This is a genomic window from Pseudomonas sp. Hz4, assembly GCF_054898165.1.
Window position 1 is genome coordinate 3,955,001 of record NZ_CM142719.1, and the last position, 16,913, is coordinate 3,971,913.

A 16,913-nucleotide genomic window follows, 5' to 3' on the forward strand; every position below is an offset into this window, starting at 1 on the left:
GGAGTTTTCCGTTTCGACTGCGCCGGAAGTGGGGCGAATTATAGACTTCCAGAATCTGCCGTCAACCCTTAATTGCGCTTTTCTATCAATCACTTGTAGAAAGGTGGAAACGCCCGCTCTCGTCTACAGAAAGAGCTAAATCAATCCTTCTATATAGAAGGACAGACACGACCGTCTTCAGCGGACGCAACTGCGAATGATGAGGCGCGCTGTGAAGCGGCGTTGATCGCCGCAACCGCGGTTTTTTTTTGCCGAACGACCGGACTAGTCGCCGACAATTATTGCCCCCCCCCGGGCAAAATACTGAAGCTCCACTGTCGATCAAGCTACAAGCCGTCCCTGCCATTCAAATCGCTCGCTTGACACTGCTTCAGGGCCAGCAGAAACGGCTCGGCGTATTTTGCAGCGTGCGCCCCGCTACGTGTGGAGCTCGGGGCTCGATGCAATCCGCGGAAGCGGCGGAGGCGAATTACTCAGCGTTGTCGATCGCAAACGTCGCGGCGAATAAAGGCTCGTTCAGTGCGAGCAGTGTGGAAAGCTGAAGCAACAACGATTCACCTGTTCCCCCAATTTACCTACCAGCCTGCCGGCGAACGAGCGCGAGGAATCCCTATGTCCGATTTTCAAATTGAATCCACGCCCATCGCTCGCAAGGTGCACGCTCGCAATGAATGTCGCGGCGATATCAGTCCGGGGCAGAATTACCAGCTAATTTCTGGTTGCTGGGATGGAAGGAAGAGGAGGTGCCGGGCTTTCATGAAGTACGTGCGTTGTCGCTGCACCGGTACAAGAGAGCCGGAAGGATGGGCAGAAAACTGCGAGGCACGCGCGTGAGGGCATGAACAAAAACTACTATCGGGACCACAAGATCGTCTGCTCCGAGGCGATTCCGGGCCTGAATATCAGCGAAAAGCCCCAGGTAGTTGTGCGCGTGTTTTGCGCAACCCCGAAACGAGAAAAGGGATCAAGCCACTAAGAGCTTGATCCCCTTACGAAATATGGTCGGGACGGAGTGATTCGAACACTCGACCCCTAGCACCCCATGCTAGTGCGCTACCGGACTGCGCTACGCCCCGACTAGGCGTGAAACTCGCCCCTCCTCTCGAAGAGCGCTCAAGAATATATCGCAAGCTTTTGAAAACTGAAAGTATTTAAAAGCAGGAATTTATTTCTTGAGTACCACCAGAACATCCTCCAGTTCGGCGATCATCTGGCGAATCATTTGCTTGTATTGAGTGGTGTCGTCTTTAGCTTCATCACCGGACAATCGCAAGCGTGCGCCGCCGATGGTGAACCCTTGATCGTAAAGAAGCGCGCGGATTTGACGGATCATCAGCACGTCTTGTCGCTGATAGTACCGACGGTTTCCGCGGCGTTTGACGGGGTTGAGTTGAGGAAACTCCTGCTCCCAGTAGCGCAGCACGTGCGGTTTTACCGCACACAGCTCGCTGACTTCACCAATGGTGAAGTATCGTTTGCCTGGGATGACGGGTAGCTCGTCGTTATGACTTGGTTCCAGCATAAGCCTCAACTCGGGCCTTTAACTTCTGCCCTGGACGAAAGGTGACCACACGGCGAGCCGTGATCGGGATTTCTTCACCCGTTTTCGGATTGCGGCCAGGCCGCTGGCGTTTGTCCCGAAGGTCGAAATTGCCGAAACCGGACAATTTGACTTGTTCGTTGTCTTCAAGAGCGTGCCTGATTTCCTCAAAAAACAGTTCGACCAATTCCTTGGCTTCCCGTTTATTCAGGCCCAGCTCTTCATACAGACGTTCCGCCATCTCAGCTTTCGTCAGAGCCCCCATACGTCACTTCCTTAGCGTGGCGTTCAACCTTTGTTCGAGCGAGGTGAGGATGTTTTGCGTCGTGGTATTCACCTCATCGTCATTAAGAGTGCGCGATGGATGCTGCCAGGTCAAGCCGACTGCGAGGCTTTTTCTATCAGGATCAATGCCTTTACCCTGATATACGTCAAATAGCCTGAGGTCTGTGAGCCATTCGCCTGCATTTTCACGGATTACATCCAGTACAGCGCTGGCCGCGACGTCCTTGGCCGCAATCAGTGCCAAGTCACGACGCACTTCAGGAAAGCGCGATAGCTCCTGGAATTTAGGCATTTTGCCCAATGCCACTTCAGCCAGAACCAGCTCGAAAGCGAAGACCGGACGGTCGAGACCGAGGGTTTTCGACAATTCAGGGTGAATAGCGCCGACGAAACCGACCAAGCGACCTTCACGCTCGATGCGTGCGGTTTGACCCGGGTGCAGCGCAGGATGTTTGCCCGGCACGAAGGTGAATGAATCCAGCGCACCGGCGAAGCCCAACACCGCTTCCACGTCGGCCTTGACGTCGAAGAAGTCCACGACATCGCGACCTTGTGCCCAGCCTTCCGGCAGGCGGCTACCGCAAACAACACCCGCCAGCATCGGCTCTTGCTTCAGGCCTTCCAGCTGACCGACGAAACGCAGGCCGCTTTCGAACAAACGAACGCGATCCTGCTGACGGTTCAGGTTGTGCTGAAGCGCCTTGACCAGACCTGGCCACAGGGACGAGCGCATGGCGGCCATGTCGTTCGAAATCGGGTTGGCCAGCAACAGCGGTTCGGCACCTGGATTAAACAGCTCAAACTGTTTCGGATCGATGAAGCTGTAGGTGATCGCTTCCTGATAGCCACGGGCTACCAGCAGACGGCGCAGCTCAGGCAAATCGCTACGCGCTTCCGCTTTGGCTTGCGGCGCCAGACGAGCTTGCGGGTAGCGAACCGGTAGACGGTTGTAACCGTACAGACGGGCCAGCTCTTCGATCAGATCGACTTCCAGACTGATGTCGAAGCGATGGCTTGGCACTTCAACGCGCCACTGCCCTGCCCCATCGGCAGAAATCTTTAGACCCAGGCCGCTAAGCAGTCGCTCGACTTCAGCCGAATCCATTTCCATACCCAGCATCTGAGTGATGCGTTGCGCACGCAGAGTAACCGGCGCAACCGACGGCAGATGCTGCTCGCTGACGGTTTCGATAATCGGGCCAGCTTCACCGCCCGTGATTTCCAGCAACAGGCCAGTGGCACGCTCCATGGCTTCACGGGCCAGTTGCCAGTCCACGCCACGCTCGTACCGGTGCGAGGCGTCGGTGTGCAGCCCGTAGGAACGAGCCTTACCTGCGACGGCAATCTGATCGAAGAACGCGCTTTCCAGGAAAATATCGCGAGTGGTCGCGGTGTTGACGCCGCTGTGCTCACCCCCCATGACGCCGGCGATAGCCAAGGCGCGGGTGTGGTCGGCGATCACCAGCGTATCGCTACGCAGGCTGACTTCCTGACCGTCGAGCAGCACCAGCTTCTCACCCTCTTCGGCCATACGCACGCGGATGCCGCCATTGATTTCGGCGAGATCGAACGCGTGCAGCGGTTGACCCAGTTCCAGCATCACGTAGTTGGTGATGTCGACGGCAGCGTCGATGCTGCGCACGTCGCCACGACGCAAACGCTCGACCATCCACAACGGTGTAGGCTTGGACAGGTCGACGTTACGGATCACGCGACCGAGGTAACGCGGGCAAGCGGCGGGCGCAAGCACTTCAACCGAGCGCACTTCGTCGTGCACGGCTGGAACGGTAGCAACGACCGGACGGGTGACTTCGGCGGCATACAGCGCGCCCACTTCACGAGCCAGACCGGCGAGGGACAAGCAGTCGCCGCGGTTCGGGGTCAGGTCGACCTCGATGCTGGCGTCGTCCAGGCTCAGGTACTCACGAATGTCCTGACCCACCGGCGCGTCGGCCGGCAATTCCATCAGGCCGTCATTGCCTTCGCCCACTTGCAGCTCGGCCTGAGAGCACAGCATGCCGTTGGACTCAACGCCGCGCAGCTTGGCTTTCTTGATTTTGAAGTCGCCCGGCAGTTCGGCACCGATCATGGCGAACGGGATCTTCAGGCCCGGGCGCACGTTTGGTGCACCGCATACTACCTGGAAGGTCTCCGAGCCATTGCTGACCTGGCAAACGCGCAGCTTGTCGGCGTCCGGGTGCTGCTCGGTGCTCAGCACCTCGCCCACGACCACGCCATTGAATTCACCGGCGGCCAGCGTAACGCTATCGACCTCAAGACCGGCCATCGACAGACGAGCAACCAGCTCGTCGCGACTTACCTGCGGGCTTACCCAGCCACGCAGCCATTGTTCACTGAATTTCATCCTGCTCTCCTAAGAATTCGTTACGACTAGCGAAATTGCGCGAGGAACCGCAAGTCGTTGTCGAAGAACAGACGCAAGTCGTTCACGCCGTAACGCAGCATGGCCAGACGCTCGACGCCCATACCGAAGGCAAAGCCCGAAAACGCTTCCGGGTCGATCCCGGACATGCGCAGCACGTTCGGGTGAACCATGCCGCAGCCCATCACTTCCAGCCAGCCCGTCTGCTTGCAGACACGGCAGCCTTTACCGCTGCACATCACGCATTCCATGTCGACTTCAGCGGACGGCTCGGTGAACGGGAAGTAGGAAGGACGGAACCGCACGGCCAGTTCTTTTTCGAAGAACACGCGCAGAAACTCTTCGATGGTGCCTTTCAGGTCGGCGAAATTGATGTCGCGATCGACCAGTAGGCCTTCGACCTGGTGGAACATCGGCGAGTGGGTGATATCGGAGTCGCTACGGTACACACGGCCTGGGCAGACGATGCGGATCGGCGGCTGTTTCGATTCCATGGTGCGGACCTGTACCGGCGAGGTATGGGTGCGCAACAACATGTTGGCATTGAAATAGAAGGTGTCATGCATCGACCGGGCCGGGTGATGGCCTGGGATGTTGAGCGCTTCGAAGTTGTGGTAGTCGTCTTCGACCTCAGGGCCTTCGGCGATGCCGTAGCCGATGTGGGTGAAGAACTGTTCGATACGTTCCAGAGTGCGGGTAACCGGATGCAGACCACCCGAGGTCTGGCCACGACCAGGCAGGGTCACGTCAATGGACTCGGCGGAGAGTTTGGCGGCTAGATCAGCCTCTTCAAACAATGCCTTGCGCGCATTGAGAACCTCTGTGACACGCTCCTTGGCAACGTTGATCAAAGCACCGACTTGCGGACGCTCTTCTGCCGGCAAATTCCCCAGGGTCTTCATCACCTGAGTCAATTCGCCCTTTTTGCCAAGGTAGTGAACCCGGATTTGCTCCAGGGCATTGATATCTTCAGCGCTTTGCACAGCCTCTAGTGCTTGAGAGACGAGCGCATCCAGGTTTTCCATGTACAGACTCCAGATACAAAATAGGGGAAGAGCTTGAAGGCTCTTCCCCTATTTATGACGTTTAACACCTGGCCCCACAGAGGTGGGGCTGGGTGACTGTCGGGGGTACTTAAGCCAAGGTGGCTTTAGCTTTCTCGACAATCGCAGCAAACGCCGCTTTTTCGTTCACTGCCAGCTCAGCCAGAACCTTACGGTCGATCTCGATGGACGCTTTTTTCAGGCCGGCGATGAAACGGCTGTAGGACAGACCGTTGATACGTGCACCAGCGTTGATACGAGCGATCCACAGGGCGCGGAACTGACGTTTTTTCTGACGACGGTCACGGTAGGCGTATTGGCCTGCCTTGATTACCGCTTGCTTGGCAACACGGAATACGCGCGAGCGAGCGCCGTAGTAGCCTTTAGCAAGTTTCAGAATTTTTTTGTGACGTTTACGGGCAATGACGCCACGCTTTACACGAGCCATGAGTTACTTCCTCTATTCTTGACTAAATTAACGAAGGCGCAGCATGCGCTCGACTTTTGCCACGTCACACGGTGCCAGCAAGCTGCTACCGCGCAGTTGACGCTTACGCTTGGTCGACATTTTAGTCAGGATGTGGCTCTTGAAAGCGTGCTTGTGCTTGATACCGTTAGCAGTTTTCAGAAACCGCTTAGCAGCACCACTTTTAGTTTTCATTTTTGGCATGTTCGGATACTCCGCATTCAGTTGATAAACATAATCAGAAGGCCTGCCGTGCCCTATTGATTATTTCTTCTTTTTCGGGGCGATGACCATGATCAGCTGGCGTCCTTCCATCTTAGGATGCTGTTCGACCGAACCGTACTCGAGCAAGTCACCTTCAACTCGCTTGAGGAGTTCCATCCCCAGCTCCTGGTGGGCCATCTCACGGCCGCGGAATCGCAAGGATACCTTGGCCCTGTCCCCATCACTCAGGAAACGTACCAGGTTGCGCAGTTTTACCTGGTAATCCCCTTCCTCCGTCCCTGGACGAAACTTGATTTCTTTAACCTGAATCTGCTTCTGGTTTTTCTTGGCCGCGGCAACTTGCTTCTTCTTCTCGAAGATCGATTTGCCGTAGTCCATCAGTTTACAAACAGGAGGTACTGCATCGGCGGAAATTTCCACCAGATCCAGTTTGGCCTCTTCAGCCTTAAGAAGCGCGTCTTCAATTGACACAATCCCAAGCTGTTCACCTTCAGCCCCAATTAACCGAACCTCGCGTGCCGAGATATTCTCGTTGATCGGGGCTTTCGGTGCAGCTCGTTTATCTTGTCTCATTTCACGCTTAATAGTAATTACTCCGAATCTGGGCGACCACGCCGGGAAACCGCTTGCGCGAGAAACTCAGCGAACTGGGCGACGGGCATCGAGCCCAGGTCAGCACCTTCACGAGTACGCACAGCGACAGTCTGCATCTCGACTTCCCGATCTCCAATAACCAAGAGATAAGGAACCTTGAGCAAAGTATGCTCGCGGATTTTAAAGCCGATCTTTTCATTTCTCAAGTCAGACTTGGCACGAAATCCGCTTTCATTGAGAGTTTTTTCAACCTCAGCGGCAAAATCGGCCTGTTTATCTGTGATGTTCATGATCACTGCCTGGGTCGGAGCCAGCCACGCAGGGAATGCACCCTCGTAGTGCTCGATCAGGATTCCGACGAAACGTTCGAAGGAGCCGAGGATCGCCCGGTGCAACATCACCGGGTGCTTGCGACTGTTGTCTTCGGAGACGTATTCGGCTCCAAGACGGACAGGCAGGTTAAAATCGAGCTGCAGAGTACCACACTGCCAGACGCGGCCGAGGCAATCTTTCAGCGAGAACTCGATCTTCGGACCGTAGAAAGCACCCTCGCCCGGCTGCAGATCGTACGGCAAGCCAGCGCTATCAAGGGCTGCAGCCAATGCAGCTTCGGCGCGATCCCACAGCTCGTCGGAACCGACGCGTTTTTCCGGACGAGTGGACAGCTTCATTTCCACTTCTTTAAAGCCGAAGTCGGCATAAACGTCCATGGTCAGCTTGATGAATGCAGCGGATTCGGCCTGCATCTGCTCTTCGGTGCAGAAGATGTGGGCGTCGTCCTGAGTGAACGCACGTACACGCATGATGCCGTGCAGCGCACCCGATGGCTCATTACGGTGGCAGGCACCGAATTCGGCCAGACGCATCGGCAACTCACGGTAGCTTTTCAGGCCCTGATTGAACACTTGCACGTGGCAAGGGCAGTTCATTGGCTTGATGGCATAGTCGCGGTTTTCCGACTGAGTGGTGAACATGTTGTCAGCGTAGTTGGCCCAGTGCCCGGATTTCTCCCAGAGGCTGCGGTCAACGACCTGCGGAGTCTTGATCTCCAGATAGCCGTTGTCGCGCTGGACCTTGCGCATGTACTGCTCGAGCACCTGATACAGAGTCCAGCCGTTGGGGTGCCAGAACACCATGCCCGGCGACTCTTCCTGGGTGTGGAACAGGCCCAGACGCTTGCCGATCTTGCGGTGATCGCGCTTTTCAGCTTCTTCGATGCGCTGGATGTAAGCCGCCAACTGCTTTTTGTCGGCCCATGCAGTGCCATAAACGCGCTGCAATTGCTCGTTCTTGGCATCGCCACGCCAGTAGGCGCCCGACAACTTGGTCAGCTTAAAAGATTTCAGGAAGCGCGTGTTCGGCACGTGCGGACCGCGGCACATGTCGACGTATTCTTCGTGATAGTACAGACCCATGGCCTGTTCGTTCGGCATGTCCTCGACCAGGCGCAGCTTGTAGTCTTCGCCACGGGCCTTGAACACTTCGATCACTTCGGCACGCGGAGTGACTTTCTTGGTGACGTCGTAATCTTTTTCGATCAGTTGCTGCATGCGCTGTTCGATAGCGGCCAGGTCGTCCGGAGTGAAAGGACGCTCGAAGGCGATGTCGTAATAAAAGCCTTCGTCGATGACCGGACCGATGACCATCTTCGCCGTAGGGTACAGCTGCTTGACCGCGTGACCCACCAGGTGAGCGCAAGAGTGGCGAATGATCTCCAGCCCCTCTTCATCCTTTGGCGTAATTATTTGCAGCGTAGCGTCGCTGTCGATGATGTCGCAGGCGTCGACCAGCTTGCCATCGACCTTGCCGGCCACGGTGGCTTTGGCCAGACCTGCACCAATGGATGCGGCGACCTCGGCTACGGAAACCGGGTGATCGAATGAACGTTGACTGCCGTCGGGAAGAGTAATAGTTGGCATGGCGCCTCCTCTCCTAGTGGTGACCCCTACCAAAGGTCACGTGGGTTGGGATGAGCCAGTACAAGATCCGATCCAGGCCATTCAATGACGAACGCCTGCCTTACAGCGGCAGGAGCCTTGCGGCCAACCGGAAACCGAACCAGAGTGACTGGGATTCAAATCAGGGTTATTCGCACATTTGCCGCTACCGGGACTGAAGGTCATCCGGGGCCTGCAAACGCCCGAGCGAGGCATGCTAGCACAGATGAACGGTCGTCGATGCAACGAGGATTTGTACCGGGGCAAATCGGGCAATTTTATGCCAGAGTGCTGAACTTGAACCCCGCTTTACCCCTCAGATAACAAGACATTGACCCACAAGGAGTATCCCAGCATGCGTCTGAATCGTTTGTTCGCAGTAATCGCCCCAATCGTTCTGCTGCTGCCACTGGCCGCCCATGCCGATTGGCCAAAAGGCGAGCGCGAGAAATACATGGCTCAGTGCACAGAAGCGGCCACTCCGCAGATCGGTGCTGCAGCAGCGAAGTCTCACTGCGCTTGCGGCGCCGACGCCATCAAATCGTACCCTGCCAAAGACATCCAGTCCCTGATGGACAACACCGCCAGTGATGCCCTGAAACAAAAAGCACTCACCCAAATTTCGTCCTGCAAAGCCGATAACAAGGCGAAAAAATAAGCCCGACCAAGCGCTTTTTGAGCCTGCAATGACAGCAAAAAGCCTCTGAAAACCGCTTTTTTGTACAATTTATTCAGGTTTTACAGGTTTTTTTATTGTCTTTACTTTTGGCTGAAAGCCTTTTAAAACGGGGCTTGCAGCCAGACAAAGCAGCAAACGGAACGCGACTGCAGGGCAAACAGCACGTCCGGGGGGCTCCCAAAGCGAACATTTCGACTATGATACCCCGGTGTGCCCAGTTGGCCTGAGCAGCACAGCACTACTGAAAATATATGTTTCTTGGAGATACACCATGTCTAATCGCCAAACCGGCACCGTTAAATGGTTCAACGATGAAAAAGGCTTCGGCTTCATCACTCCTCAGGGTGGCGGTGACGACCTGTTCGTACACTTCAAAGCTATCGAAAGCGACGGTTTCAAAAGCCTGAAAGAAGGCCAAACCGTTTCCTTCGTGGCTGAGAAAGGCCAAAAGGGTATGCAAGCTGCACAAGTCCGCGCTGAGTAATTTTCAGCCGCACTAGAAAAACCCCGTCCATGTGACGGGGTTTTTTATGGGCGAAACAAAAGCCTGAAGCGATCAGCCACAGTTGACACGGATGACCACTCGATCGGCATCGGTGTTGAGGTTCAGGCGATCAGAGCGGTACTCCAGGGTCACCATGTCGGTGGGCAAGAGGAACCGTGCATTCTGTGCGCCTGCGCGGGTACGCGCCTGCTCCAGCAATTCGGGCGAAGCTTTTTTGCCTATGGTGAATTCGGCAGCCTTTGCCTCACAACGGCTGTGGCCAGTGTCAGTCGTCGCCACAGAGTCTGTAGCCGACTCGGTGGAAGTAGTGCTGCAACCGGCCAGCATGGCAACGGCGAACAAAGTACCCAATGACGCGAGCTTCCAAGGCATGAAGCCTCCTTTTCAATAGTTATGCTGAGATCGTGCGAACACCCATCTGGCGTTTGGTTTCACAGGGGGACTAGCAGCACCCTGCCCCGATCCGGAAAAGCGGAGAGTTTGCCTGAGCATTCCCTGCCGTTCATCTCGCAATCGTGACTGAATATGAACAGCGCTCAATAGACATCAATGTAGTCGAACGGTGGATTCGGCCAATTTTCCTTGAGCGCATTGAAAATCTGCATGACCCAGACCTCGTCACTGGCCGCGACCAATCCTACATAACCGGAACCCTTGGCCCACGTCTCCAGGCGAAATAGCAGCCCGCTGATATCAGTGCCGCCCACAACGCCTGACGAAATGTAAGCGATGCCGCCCTTGGTCACCCGCAATTGAGTGTGCTCATCGTCGCTGGCGGAGGCCAGCAGCTGACGCACGGCCTCAAGGGTCAAGCCGTCGGGAGCGTTCAAATCGATCTGCACAGCACAGTCCTTGAAAATTCGTCAAAGACCAAGTGTCGCATAGGCCTCGCCTCATGCCTAAGTCGGAGTGTCAAAAGCCGCGCAAAATGGTTAACTCGAGACTCAGACTTTCCCGACTTCACGAGCGCCATCATGACCACCGTAAGCATCGACGCCGACATCAAAGCAAAGTGGCCACAGGGCCACAGCTCTTACAGCCCGGGCAGCCCGGAAGAGTTGGCAATCATTGGCATCGATCTACTGGTCAAGGAGTTGGGGACTGAAGCTGCACGATCCTTTATCGCGCAGGTGTTTGAGAAGTACCCGGGCGACTACAAAGGCGCAGAACATAATGAGAGAGAGTAAAACCCGCAGGCTGGCACCTGCGGGTGTATGGCTTACTTCAGACGAGCCAGACGCTCGGTCAGCAGGTCAAAGAAGCCCTGGGCGTCACCACTTCCAACCCAGAAGGCATTCTTCGGCGCTTTAAGGCCGTCATACCAGTCGACGATGGTTTGGCCGAACGTCGGGCCTTCGCGACTATCAACGACCACATTGACCGAACGACCGGTGAACAACTCAGGCTTGAGCAGGTAGGCGATGACGGTTGCGTCATGCACCGGGCCACCCGGAATACCGTAGTGCTCCATGTCGCCCTTGACGTATTCGTTGAGAATATCGCCTACCAGCCTGCTGGCATTGTTGTTGATTGCCGCGATCTGCTTCAGGCGCGCTTCACTGGTGAGAATCTTGTGAGTCACGTCCAGCGGCAGGTAGGTCAGCTTCACACCACTTTTGAGCACCACCTCAGCGGCTTGCGGGTCGGCGAACAGGTTGAACTCGGCCACCGGGGTGATGTTGCCACCGTTGAAGTGCGCACCGCCCATGATCACCACTTCCTTGATGCCCTGAACGATTTCAGGCTCCTGGATCAGCGCCAGGGCCAGATTGGTCTGCGGCCCCAGCATGGCGATGGTGATGCTATGGGGCTTGGCGGCTTTCAAGGTATCGATCAGGTAATTGACCGCATTGCCTTCGGCCAGGCCTTTCTTCGGTTCATGTACGGTGACGCCCGACAGGCCTTCCTTGCCATGGATGTTCTCGGCATAAATCGGCGTACGCATCAGCGGCTTCGGCGCACCCGCGTAGACCGGCACCTCCTCGCGCCCCGCCCACTCGCGGGCCAGCCGCGCATTACGCGAAGTCTTGTCCAGACGCACATTGCCGGCAACGGTGGTCAACGCACGAATGTTCAGCTCTTCCGGCGACGCCAGGGCAAACAGCAAGGCGACCACGTCGTCGGCACCCGGATCAGTGTCGATGATCAAGTCGATTTTTTCCGCCGCCTGGGCGCTTGTTGCGGTAATCAGGAACAAAAGCAGCAGACTCCGGAGCAGGTGGTGCAGTTTCTGAGCATAGCGGTGCATAGCGCACTCCTTGTGCGTGGGACAGCAGAAAGACAACAGCGAGTTAGAACGTGACCCCCGCCACCAGCACGATGTTGCAATACGGTTGACATTCGCCTGTACGAACAATCGCCCGTGCCTGTCGGCTGAGGACTTTGAATTGGTCATGACTGAGCAGCTCACGCTGACCTAGCGCACCTTCAGCATTCAGCTCATCGAGCGTCGCCAACACCGAAGGTTGCTTGTCCAGGATCTCCTGCGCCAGCACATGGCTCTCGACCTGCATTTCGCTGAGTACAACCTTCAACGTGCTGACGAAATCCGGGATGCCATGGGTCAGGGCCAGGTCGATCAGCTCAACGCCTGGTGGCACCGGCAGACCTGCGTCGCCGATCACCACTGTGTCGCCATGGCCCAGGGATGCGATCAGCCGCGACAGCGCGACGTTGAGCAAAGGTGTCTTTTTCATGGTGCTTTAAAGGCCTGTACGTCGGACAAGGTGGGGATCGAGGGTTGCGCGCCAGCACGGGTCACCGACAACGCTGCGGCGACTTGGCCGAAACGGATTGCTTCAGCTTCGCTTTTGCCCACCGCCAATGCCGCGGCGAAACCACCGACGAAAGTGTCGCCAGCCGCCGTGGTATCGACAGCTTTCACCTTCGGCGCAGGAAAATGCTCGAAGCTTTTGCCATTGGCAAACAGCGAGCCTTGGGCACCGAGGGTGATGATCACCTTGCCGGCGCCCATGGTGATCAGTCGGGCCGCTGCGGTTTCGGCGGTTGCCAGAGAATCTACTGGCAAACCACTCAGGGCCGAGGCCTCGCTTTCGTTGGGAATCAGGTAATCGATGGACGCGTACCAGTCCGCCGGCAGCGGGCGGCTGGCCGGCGCCGGATTGAGGATCACGGTCTTACCCAATTCACGGCCGCGCTTGAGCGCATGACCGACAGTGGCATCCGGCACTTCCAGCTGACAGATGATCACGTCCGCGGCCTGCAATACCGCATCGAAACGGTCGATCACCGCAGGCGTCAGCGCACCATTGGCGCCGGCAACGATCACGATTGCGTTCTGGCTGTTGTCATCGACCACGATTAACGCTACGCCACTGGAATCGTCGACGGTGCTGACCGCATGGCAATCGATCTGCTCGGCGAACAACGCCCCGCGCAGTTCTTCGCCGTAGGCATCGCTGCCCACGCAACCGACCATCGACACTTGCGCCCCCAGCCTCGCCGCGGCAACTGCCTGATTCGCGCCCTTGCCACCGGAAACCGTGGCAAACGACTCGCCGATCAGCGTCTCACCGCCACGGGGCAGCCGTGGCGCCCGGGTGACCAGGTCCATGTTCAGGCTGCCTATAACCACTACTTTTGCTGGCATACATCACTACTCATCAATTCTGTTTCCGGTGGTGCTTTTGATTTAGCGGCTTTCCATTTCAACGGAACTGGGCGAACACGCCGGCCAGCGGCGCAGTCGACTCCCGCAGGACAATACTGGGCATCACGATCCGTTGATCGGTGGCCATATCCGGTGTGGCGATTCTTCTTAAAAGCACTTCGGCTGCCATCTCACCGAGTTGCAGAATCGACTGCCCCACGGTGGTCAACGCCGGGTACACATAGCGGCTCATCTGAATATCGTCGAAGCCGATCACCGACAGCTCCGTCGGCACACGAATATTGCGCTCGGCCGCCGCTCGCAGCACACCGATGCCAATCATGTCGTTACCGGCGAAGATCGCGCTCGGTGGGTTCTGTTCCAACAGGATCGCAGCGGCGTTGTAACCGCCAGTGCTGGTGAAATCGCTTTCAAGCATGCGCTCGCGTGGTACGTCGACACCCGCTTCTTTCAGGGCACGGCAATAACCGGCCAAACGCATCTGCGCCACGCTGGTACTCGCCGGTCCACCAATGGTGGCGATGTCCCGATGCCCCAACTCCAGAAGGTGGCGGGTCGCCAGATACGCGCCGTATTCGTGATCGATGCGCACCAGATCGGCATTTACACCTTCCAGCCCACGGTCAACGATCACCATCGGTGTGCGCACGCCTGCCAGGCCTTCTGCCAGCCCCGCGTCACCGCCAGCCGAAGCGACGATCAGCCCGTCGATTCGTTTTTCCAGCAGTACGCGCAGGTAGCTGCGTTGCTTGTCCGGGTTGTCATCGGAATTACAGAGGATCACGCAGTAGCCATTACGCTCGCAGTAATCCTCGATGCCTCGCGCCAATTCGGCGAAGTACGGGTTAAGGCTGTTGGGTACCAGCAGACCGATGGTCGCCGTGGTTTTGGCCTTTAGGGACCGGGCCACGGCACTGGGCACGTAGTCGAGGGTTTTGATCGCCGCTTCGACCTTGACCCGTACCTCTTCACTGACCGGCCGGGTCTTGTTCACCACGTGGGAAACCGTGGTGTAGGAAATTCCCGCGAGCGCTGCCACATCCTTGATCGTTGCCATGACTCAGGTCCGCCGGCTTGCGCGCTGACTGCGATAAGTATCAAGCACCACCGCCACCACGATCACCGCGCCGGTGATGATGCGTTTGGTGGGTTCCGTCGCACCGATCTGCGCCAGACCGGCCGCCAACACGGAAATGATCAGAACCCCGAAGAACGTGCTGATGACCGAACCGCGACCACCCATCAAACTGGTACCGCCGATCACTACCGCGGCGATCACTTGCAGTTCAAGCCCGGAGCCGGCATTCGGATCCGCCGCTTCCAGACGGGAAATCTGGAACAACGCGGCAATACCGGCCAGCAGCCCCATCAGACTGAACACCAGGATCTTGTAGGGCTTTGGATTGATTCCTGCCAGACGCACCGCCTCTTCGTTGGTGCCGATGCCGATCAGGTAGCGGCCGAACACCGTACGCGTCAGCACTGCCTGGGCAATGAAGATGATCAGCAAGGCAATGATGAACGACGGCGAGATGCCGAAGGCGATCGGGTTGGACAACCAGGCAAAGGCGTCACCAATGTAGGCCGTGCGCGAACCGGTCATCTGATACGCCACGCCGCGGGCCATTTCCAATACGCCGAGGGACACGATGAACGACGGAATCCGCCACGCCACGGTGATCGACCCGGTGATAGTCCCGGCCAGCGCCGCCGCCGCCATTCCGAGCAGCGCCGCAGGTAGTACGCTCCAGCCCCAACCGAGAATGGCCACGCTGACCGTTGACGCCGCGAGCGCGAGCACCGAACCCACGGACAGGTCGATGCCGCCAATGATCAACACGAACGTCATGCCGACCGCCAGCACCATCAAGTCCGGAATCTGGTTGGCCAGGGTGCTGAAAGTGTCGTATGACAGGAAATGGCTGCTAAGAACCGAGAACAGCGCGACCATTGCCAGCAAGGCACCGGCCAGGCCCAGATAGGTACCGAGGCCGTAAAAGTTGCCACTACGTTTGCCGGCAGACACTGCAGTATTCATGTGAGATCCCTAGGCGTTGCTTCATTGAGCAACGCATCACGTTTTTGGTAGCCGGCGAACGCGGCGGCAAGCAAATCATCCTGGGACCAGCTGTCGCGCTCAAAGGTGTCGATCAGACGTCCCGCCGAGAGCACACCGATCCGGTCGCAGATCAACATCAGTTCACGCAGGTCGCTGGACACCACCACGAGCGCTTTGCCTTGACGGGTCAGCTCGCCGAGCAAGGCATAGATGTCAAACTTGGCGCCGACGTCGATGCCTCGCGTGGGCTCGTCGAACAACAACACTGAACAATCGCGCTCCAGCCAACGGCCGATCACGACTTTCTGCTGGTTGCCGCCGGAGAGTTCCGAAACCAATTGTGTCGGGCTGGAGCTGCGGATGCGCATGGCGTCGATCTGACGCTGGGCCAGGGCCATCTCGTCACCGTTGTTGACGAAGCCACCGCTGGAAATCACCGGCATGTTGCCCAAGGCAATATTGGCGCTGATCGATTGAGTCAGCAGCAGGCCTTCGCCCTTGCGGTCTTCGGTGATCAGGGCGATGCCATGACCGACCGCGTCAGCCGGTGACCGGAGACTGACAACCTGCGCCGGCGAACCGAGCGCAACAGTGCCGCTGTCTGCAATGTCAGCACCGAAAATCAACCGCAGCAACTCGGTGCGCCCTGCCCCGATCAAACCGGAGATCCCGTAGATCTCGCCGGCGCGTACTTCGAAGGATACGTCGCGAACCTTGTCGGAACGGGTCAGCCCTTTGACCGTCAAGGCTGGAGCACCCATCTTGCGCGGGCCCATGTCGATGTGTTCACCGAGCTCACGACCGACCATCAGCGTCACCAGTTGCTCGCTGTTGTAATTGGCCATCGGCTCGACGCAAACCAGGTTGCCATCGCGCAGTACCGCAATACGCTGGGCGACCCGCGCCAGCTCTTCGAGACGGTGCGAGATATAGATGATCGACACGCCGCGAGTTTGCAGACGAGTGATTTGCTCGAACAACATCTCGACTTCACGATTCGTCAACATCGCAGTCGGTTCGTCGAGGATCAGCACGTGGCAATCGCCGATCAGGTTGCGGGCGATCTCCACCATTTGCTGGTGACCAATGCCCAATTCGCCCACCAGCGTGTCCGGGTCAATCGCGTCGAGGCCAACCTGGGCCATGGCTTCGATCGCAGCCTTGCGCAATTGCTTGCGACTGATCCAGCCACAGCTACTAGGCAAGTTATCGAGAAACAGGTTTTCCGCCACGGACAGGGTCGGTAGCAGATTGAGTTCTTGCATGACCATTCGGATGCCCAGGTCTTCGGCCTGCGAGCGGCTGCCGGGGCGGTATTCCTGACCCTGGAATTGCATCTGGCCGGTGGTCGGTGTGACCAACCCGCCGATGATTTTCGACAAGGTGCTTTTGCCCGCACCGTTTTCGCCGGTCAGCGCCAGCACTTCACCGCGCATCAGCGTCAGGTCGATGCCGGTCAGGACGGGTTGGGCGTAGGTCTTACCGATACCGCTGACCGAGAGGACAGCGTTCGGGGCGGAAACTGACATAAAAACTCTCCATGCGCTCGCCCGGACGGGCGAGCAC

At 57.4% G+C, this 16,913-nt stretch carries 19 protein-coding genes, 1 tRNA gene and 1 pseudogene; 4 read left to right on the top strand and 17 right to left on the bottom strand.

All coding sequences use genetic code 11. From position 1 onward, the window contains the following. Positions 1-725 precede the first annotated feature (725 nt). Positions 726-976, top strand: a pseudogene (locus tag ACYZTR_RS18020) (hypothetical protein); the annotation flags it as partial. A 23-nt stretch (positions 977-999) separates the two neighbouring features. Here ACYZTR_RS18020 and ACYZTR_RS18025 read toward each other — a convergent pair. The 9 genes from ACYZTR_RS18025 to thrS all read right to left on the bottom strand — a co-directional run bounded on the left by ACYZTR_RS18025 (position 1,000) and on the right by thrS (position 8,455). Continuing rightward, positions 1,000-1,076 (bottom strand) — tRNA-Pro (locus ACYZTR_RS18025). A gap of 89 nt (positions 1,077-1,165) precedes the next feature. Continuing rightward, positions 1,166-1,522, bottom strand: a complete 357-nt coding sequence (locus tag ACYZTR_RS18030; protein WP_003179985.1) for a MerR family transcriptional regulator — start codon at positions 1,520-1,522, stop codon at positions 1,166-1,168. After that, positions 1,503-1,805: an integration host factor subunit alpha gene (ihfA, locus tag ACYZTR_RS18035; protein WP_002553164.1), complete on the bottom strand. Its 303-nt coding sequence runs from the start codon at positions 1,803-1,805 to the stop codon at positions 1,503-1,505. The genes ACYZTR_RS18030 and ihfA overlap by 20 nt, the downstream gene beginning before the upstream one ends. A gap of 3 nt (positions 1,806-1,808) precedes the next feature. Then, the gene (gene pheT / locus ACYZTR_RS18040) at positions 1,809-4,190 is read right to left on the bottom strand and encodes a phenylalanine--tRNA ligase subunit beta (RefSeq protein ID WP_461973012.1); all 2,382 of its coding nucleotides are present in this window, start codon (positions 4,188-4,190) and stop codon (positions 1,809-1,811) included. A 26-nt stretch (positions 4,191-4,216) separates the two neighbouring features. Then, positions 4,217-5,233 carry a phenylalanine--tRNA ligase subunit alpha gene (pheS, locus tag ACYZTR_RS18045; RefSeq protein WP_461973014.1) on the bottom strand — a complete coding sequence of 339 codons (1,017 nt, stop codon included), beginning with the start codon at positions 5,231-5,233 and terminating at the stop codon, positions 4,217-4,219. 109 nt (positions 5,234-5,342) lie between these two features. Beyond that, a complete protein-coding gene (gene rplT, locus ACYZTR_RS18050; protein WP_461973016.1) occupies positions 5,343-5,699 on the bottom strand; it encodes a 50S ribosomal protein L20 in 357 nt (118 codons plus the stop codon). A gap of 27 nt (positions 5,700-5,726) precedes the next feature. Continuing rightward, complete coding sequence (rpmI, locus tag ACYZTR_RS18055) at positions 5,727-5,921, bottom strand: 50S ribosomal protein L35 (protein WP_008145659.1); 195 nt, start codon at positions 5,919-5,921, stop codon at positions 5,727-5,729. Positions 5,922-5,981: 60 nt separating this feature from the next. Then, the gene (gene infC / locus ACYZTR_RS18060) at positions 5,982-6,533 is read right to left on the bottom strand and encodes a translation initiation factor IF-3 (protein WP_176469887.1); all 552 of its coding nucleotides are present in this window, start codon (positions 6,531-6,533) and stop codon (positions 5,982-5,984) included. Next, positions 6,533-8,455: a threonine--tRNA ligase gene (gene thrS / locus ACYZTR_RS18065; RefSeq protein WP_461973018.1), complete on the bottom strand. Its 1,923-nt coding sequence runs from the start codon at positions 8,453-8,455 to the stop codon at positions 6,533-6,535. Before thrS ends, infC begins: the two co-directional genes overlap by 1 nt. Before the next feature lie 373 nt (positions 8,456-8,828). Between thrS and ACYZTR_RS18070 the strand changes: the two genes are divergently transcribed. Both ACYZTR_RS18070 and ACYZTR_RS18075 read left to right on the top strand, forming a co-directional pair. Continuing rightward, positions 8,829-9,131 (top strand): hypothetical protein, encoded by a 303-nt coding sequence (locus ACYZTR_RS18070; RefSeq protein ID WP_461973020.1) that lies wholly within the window; start codon positions 8,829-8,831, stop codon positions 9,129-9,131. 292 nt (positions 9,132-9,423) lie between these two features. Continuing rightward, the gene (locus ACYZTR_RS18075; protein WP_007905882.1) at positions 9,424-9,636 is read left to right on the top strand and encodes a cold-shock protein; all 213 of its coding nucleotides are present in this window, start codon (positions 9,424-9,426) and stop codon (positions 9,634-9,636) included. 72 nt (positions 9,637-9,708) lie between these two features. Here the strand turns inward: ACYZTR_RS18075 and ACYZTR_RS18080 are convergent, their stop codons facing one another. After that, positions 9,709-10,029, bottom strand: coding sequence for an I78 family peptidase inhibitor (locus tag ACYZTR_RS18080; RefSeq protein ID WP_461973022.1), 321 nt, complete (start codon positions 10,027-10,029; stop codon positions 9,709-9,711). A gap of 164 nt (positions 10,030-10,193) precedes the next feature. Next, positions 10,194-10,499 (bottom strand): hypothetical protein, encoded by a 306-nt coding sequence (locus tag ACYZTR_RS18085; protein ID WP_461964683.1) that lies wholly within the window; start codon positions 10,497-10,499, stop codon positions 10,194-10,196. A gap of 132 nt (positions 10,500-10,631) precedes the next feature. On the opposite strand from ACYZTR_RS18085, the gene ACYZTR_RS18090 reads away from it, so the two are divergent. Further along, complete coding sequence (locus ACYZTR_RS18090) at positions 10,632-10,844, top strand: hypothetical protein (protein WP_461973024.1); 213 nt, start codon at positions 10,632-10,634, stop codon at positions 10,842-10,844. Between the two features lie 32 nt (positions 10,845-10,876). Here the strand turns inward: ACYZTR_RS18090 and ACYZTR_RS18095 are convergent, their stop codons facing one another. Genes ACYZTR_RS18095 through ACYZTR_RS18120 form a run of 6 tightly spaced genes read right to left on the bottom strand, consistent with a single transcriptional unit; the run spans position 10,877 to position 16,876 of the window. Continuing rightward, complete coding sequence (locus tag ACYZTR_RS18095) at positions 10,877-11,905, bottom strand: nucleoside hydrolase (RefSeq protein WP_461973026.1); 1,029 nt, start codon at positions 11,903-11,905, stop codon at positions 10,877-10,879. A gap of 43 nt (positions 11,906-11,948) precedes the next feature. Then, complete coding sequence (gene rbsD / locus ACYZTR_RS18100) at positions 11,949-12,353, bottom strand: D-ribose pyranase (RefSeq protein WP_461973028.1); 405 nt, start codon at positions 12,351-12,353, stop codon at positions 11,949-11,951. After that, complete coding sequence (gene rbsK, locus ACYZTR_RS18105; protein WP_461973030.1) at positions 12,350-13,267, bottom strand: ribokinase; 918 nt, start codon at positions 13,265-13,267, stop codon at positions 12,350-12,352. Before rbsK ends, rbsD begins: the two co-directional genes overlap by 4 nt. Before the next feature lie 58 nt (positions 13,268-13,325). Beyond that, a complete protein-coding gene (locus tag ACYZTR_RS18110; protein ID WP_461973032.1) occupies positions 13,326-14,345 on the bottom strand; it encodes a LacI family DNA-binding transcriptional regulator in 1,020 nt (339 codons plus the stop codon). Between the two features lie 3 nt (positions 14,346-14,348). Then, a complete protein-coding gene (locus ACYZTR_RS18115) occupies positions 14,349-15,326 on the bottom strand; it encodes an ABC transporter permease (protein WP_282376628.1) in 978 nt (325 codons plus the stop codon). Next, positions 15,323-16,876, bottom strand: coding sequence for a sugar ABC transporter ATP-binding protein (locus ACYZTR_RS18120; RefSeq protein ID WP_461973034.1), 1,554 nt, complete (start codon positions 16,874-16,876; stop codon positions 15,323-15,325). The genes ACYZTR_RS18115 and ACYZTR_RS18120 overlap by 4 nt, the downstream gene beginning before the upstream one ends. Positions 16,877-16,913 lie beyond the last annotated feature (37 nt).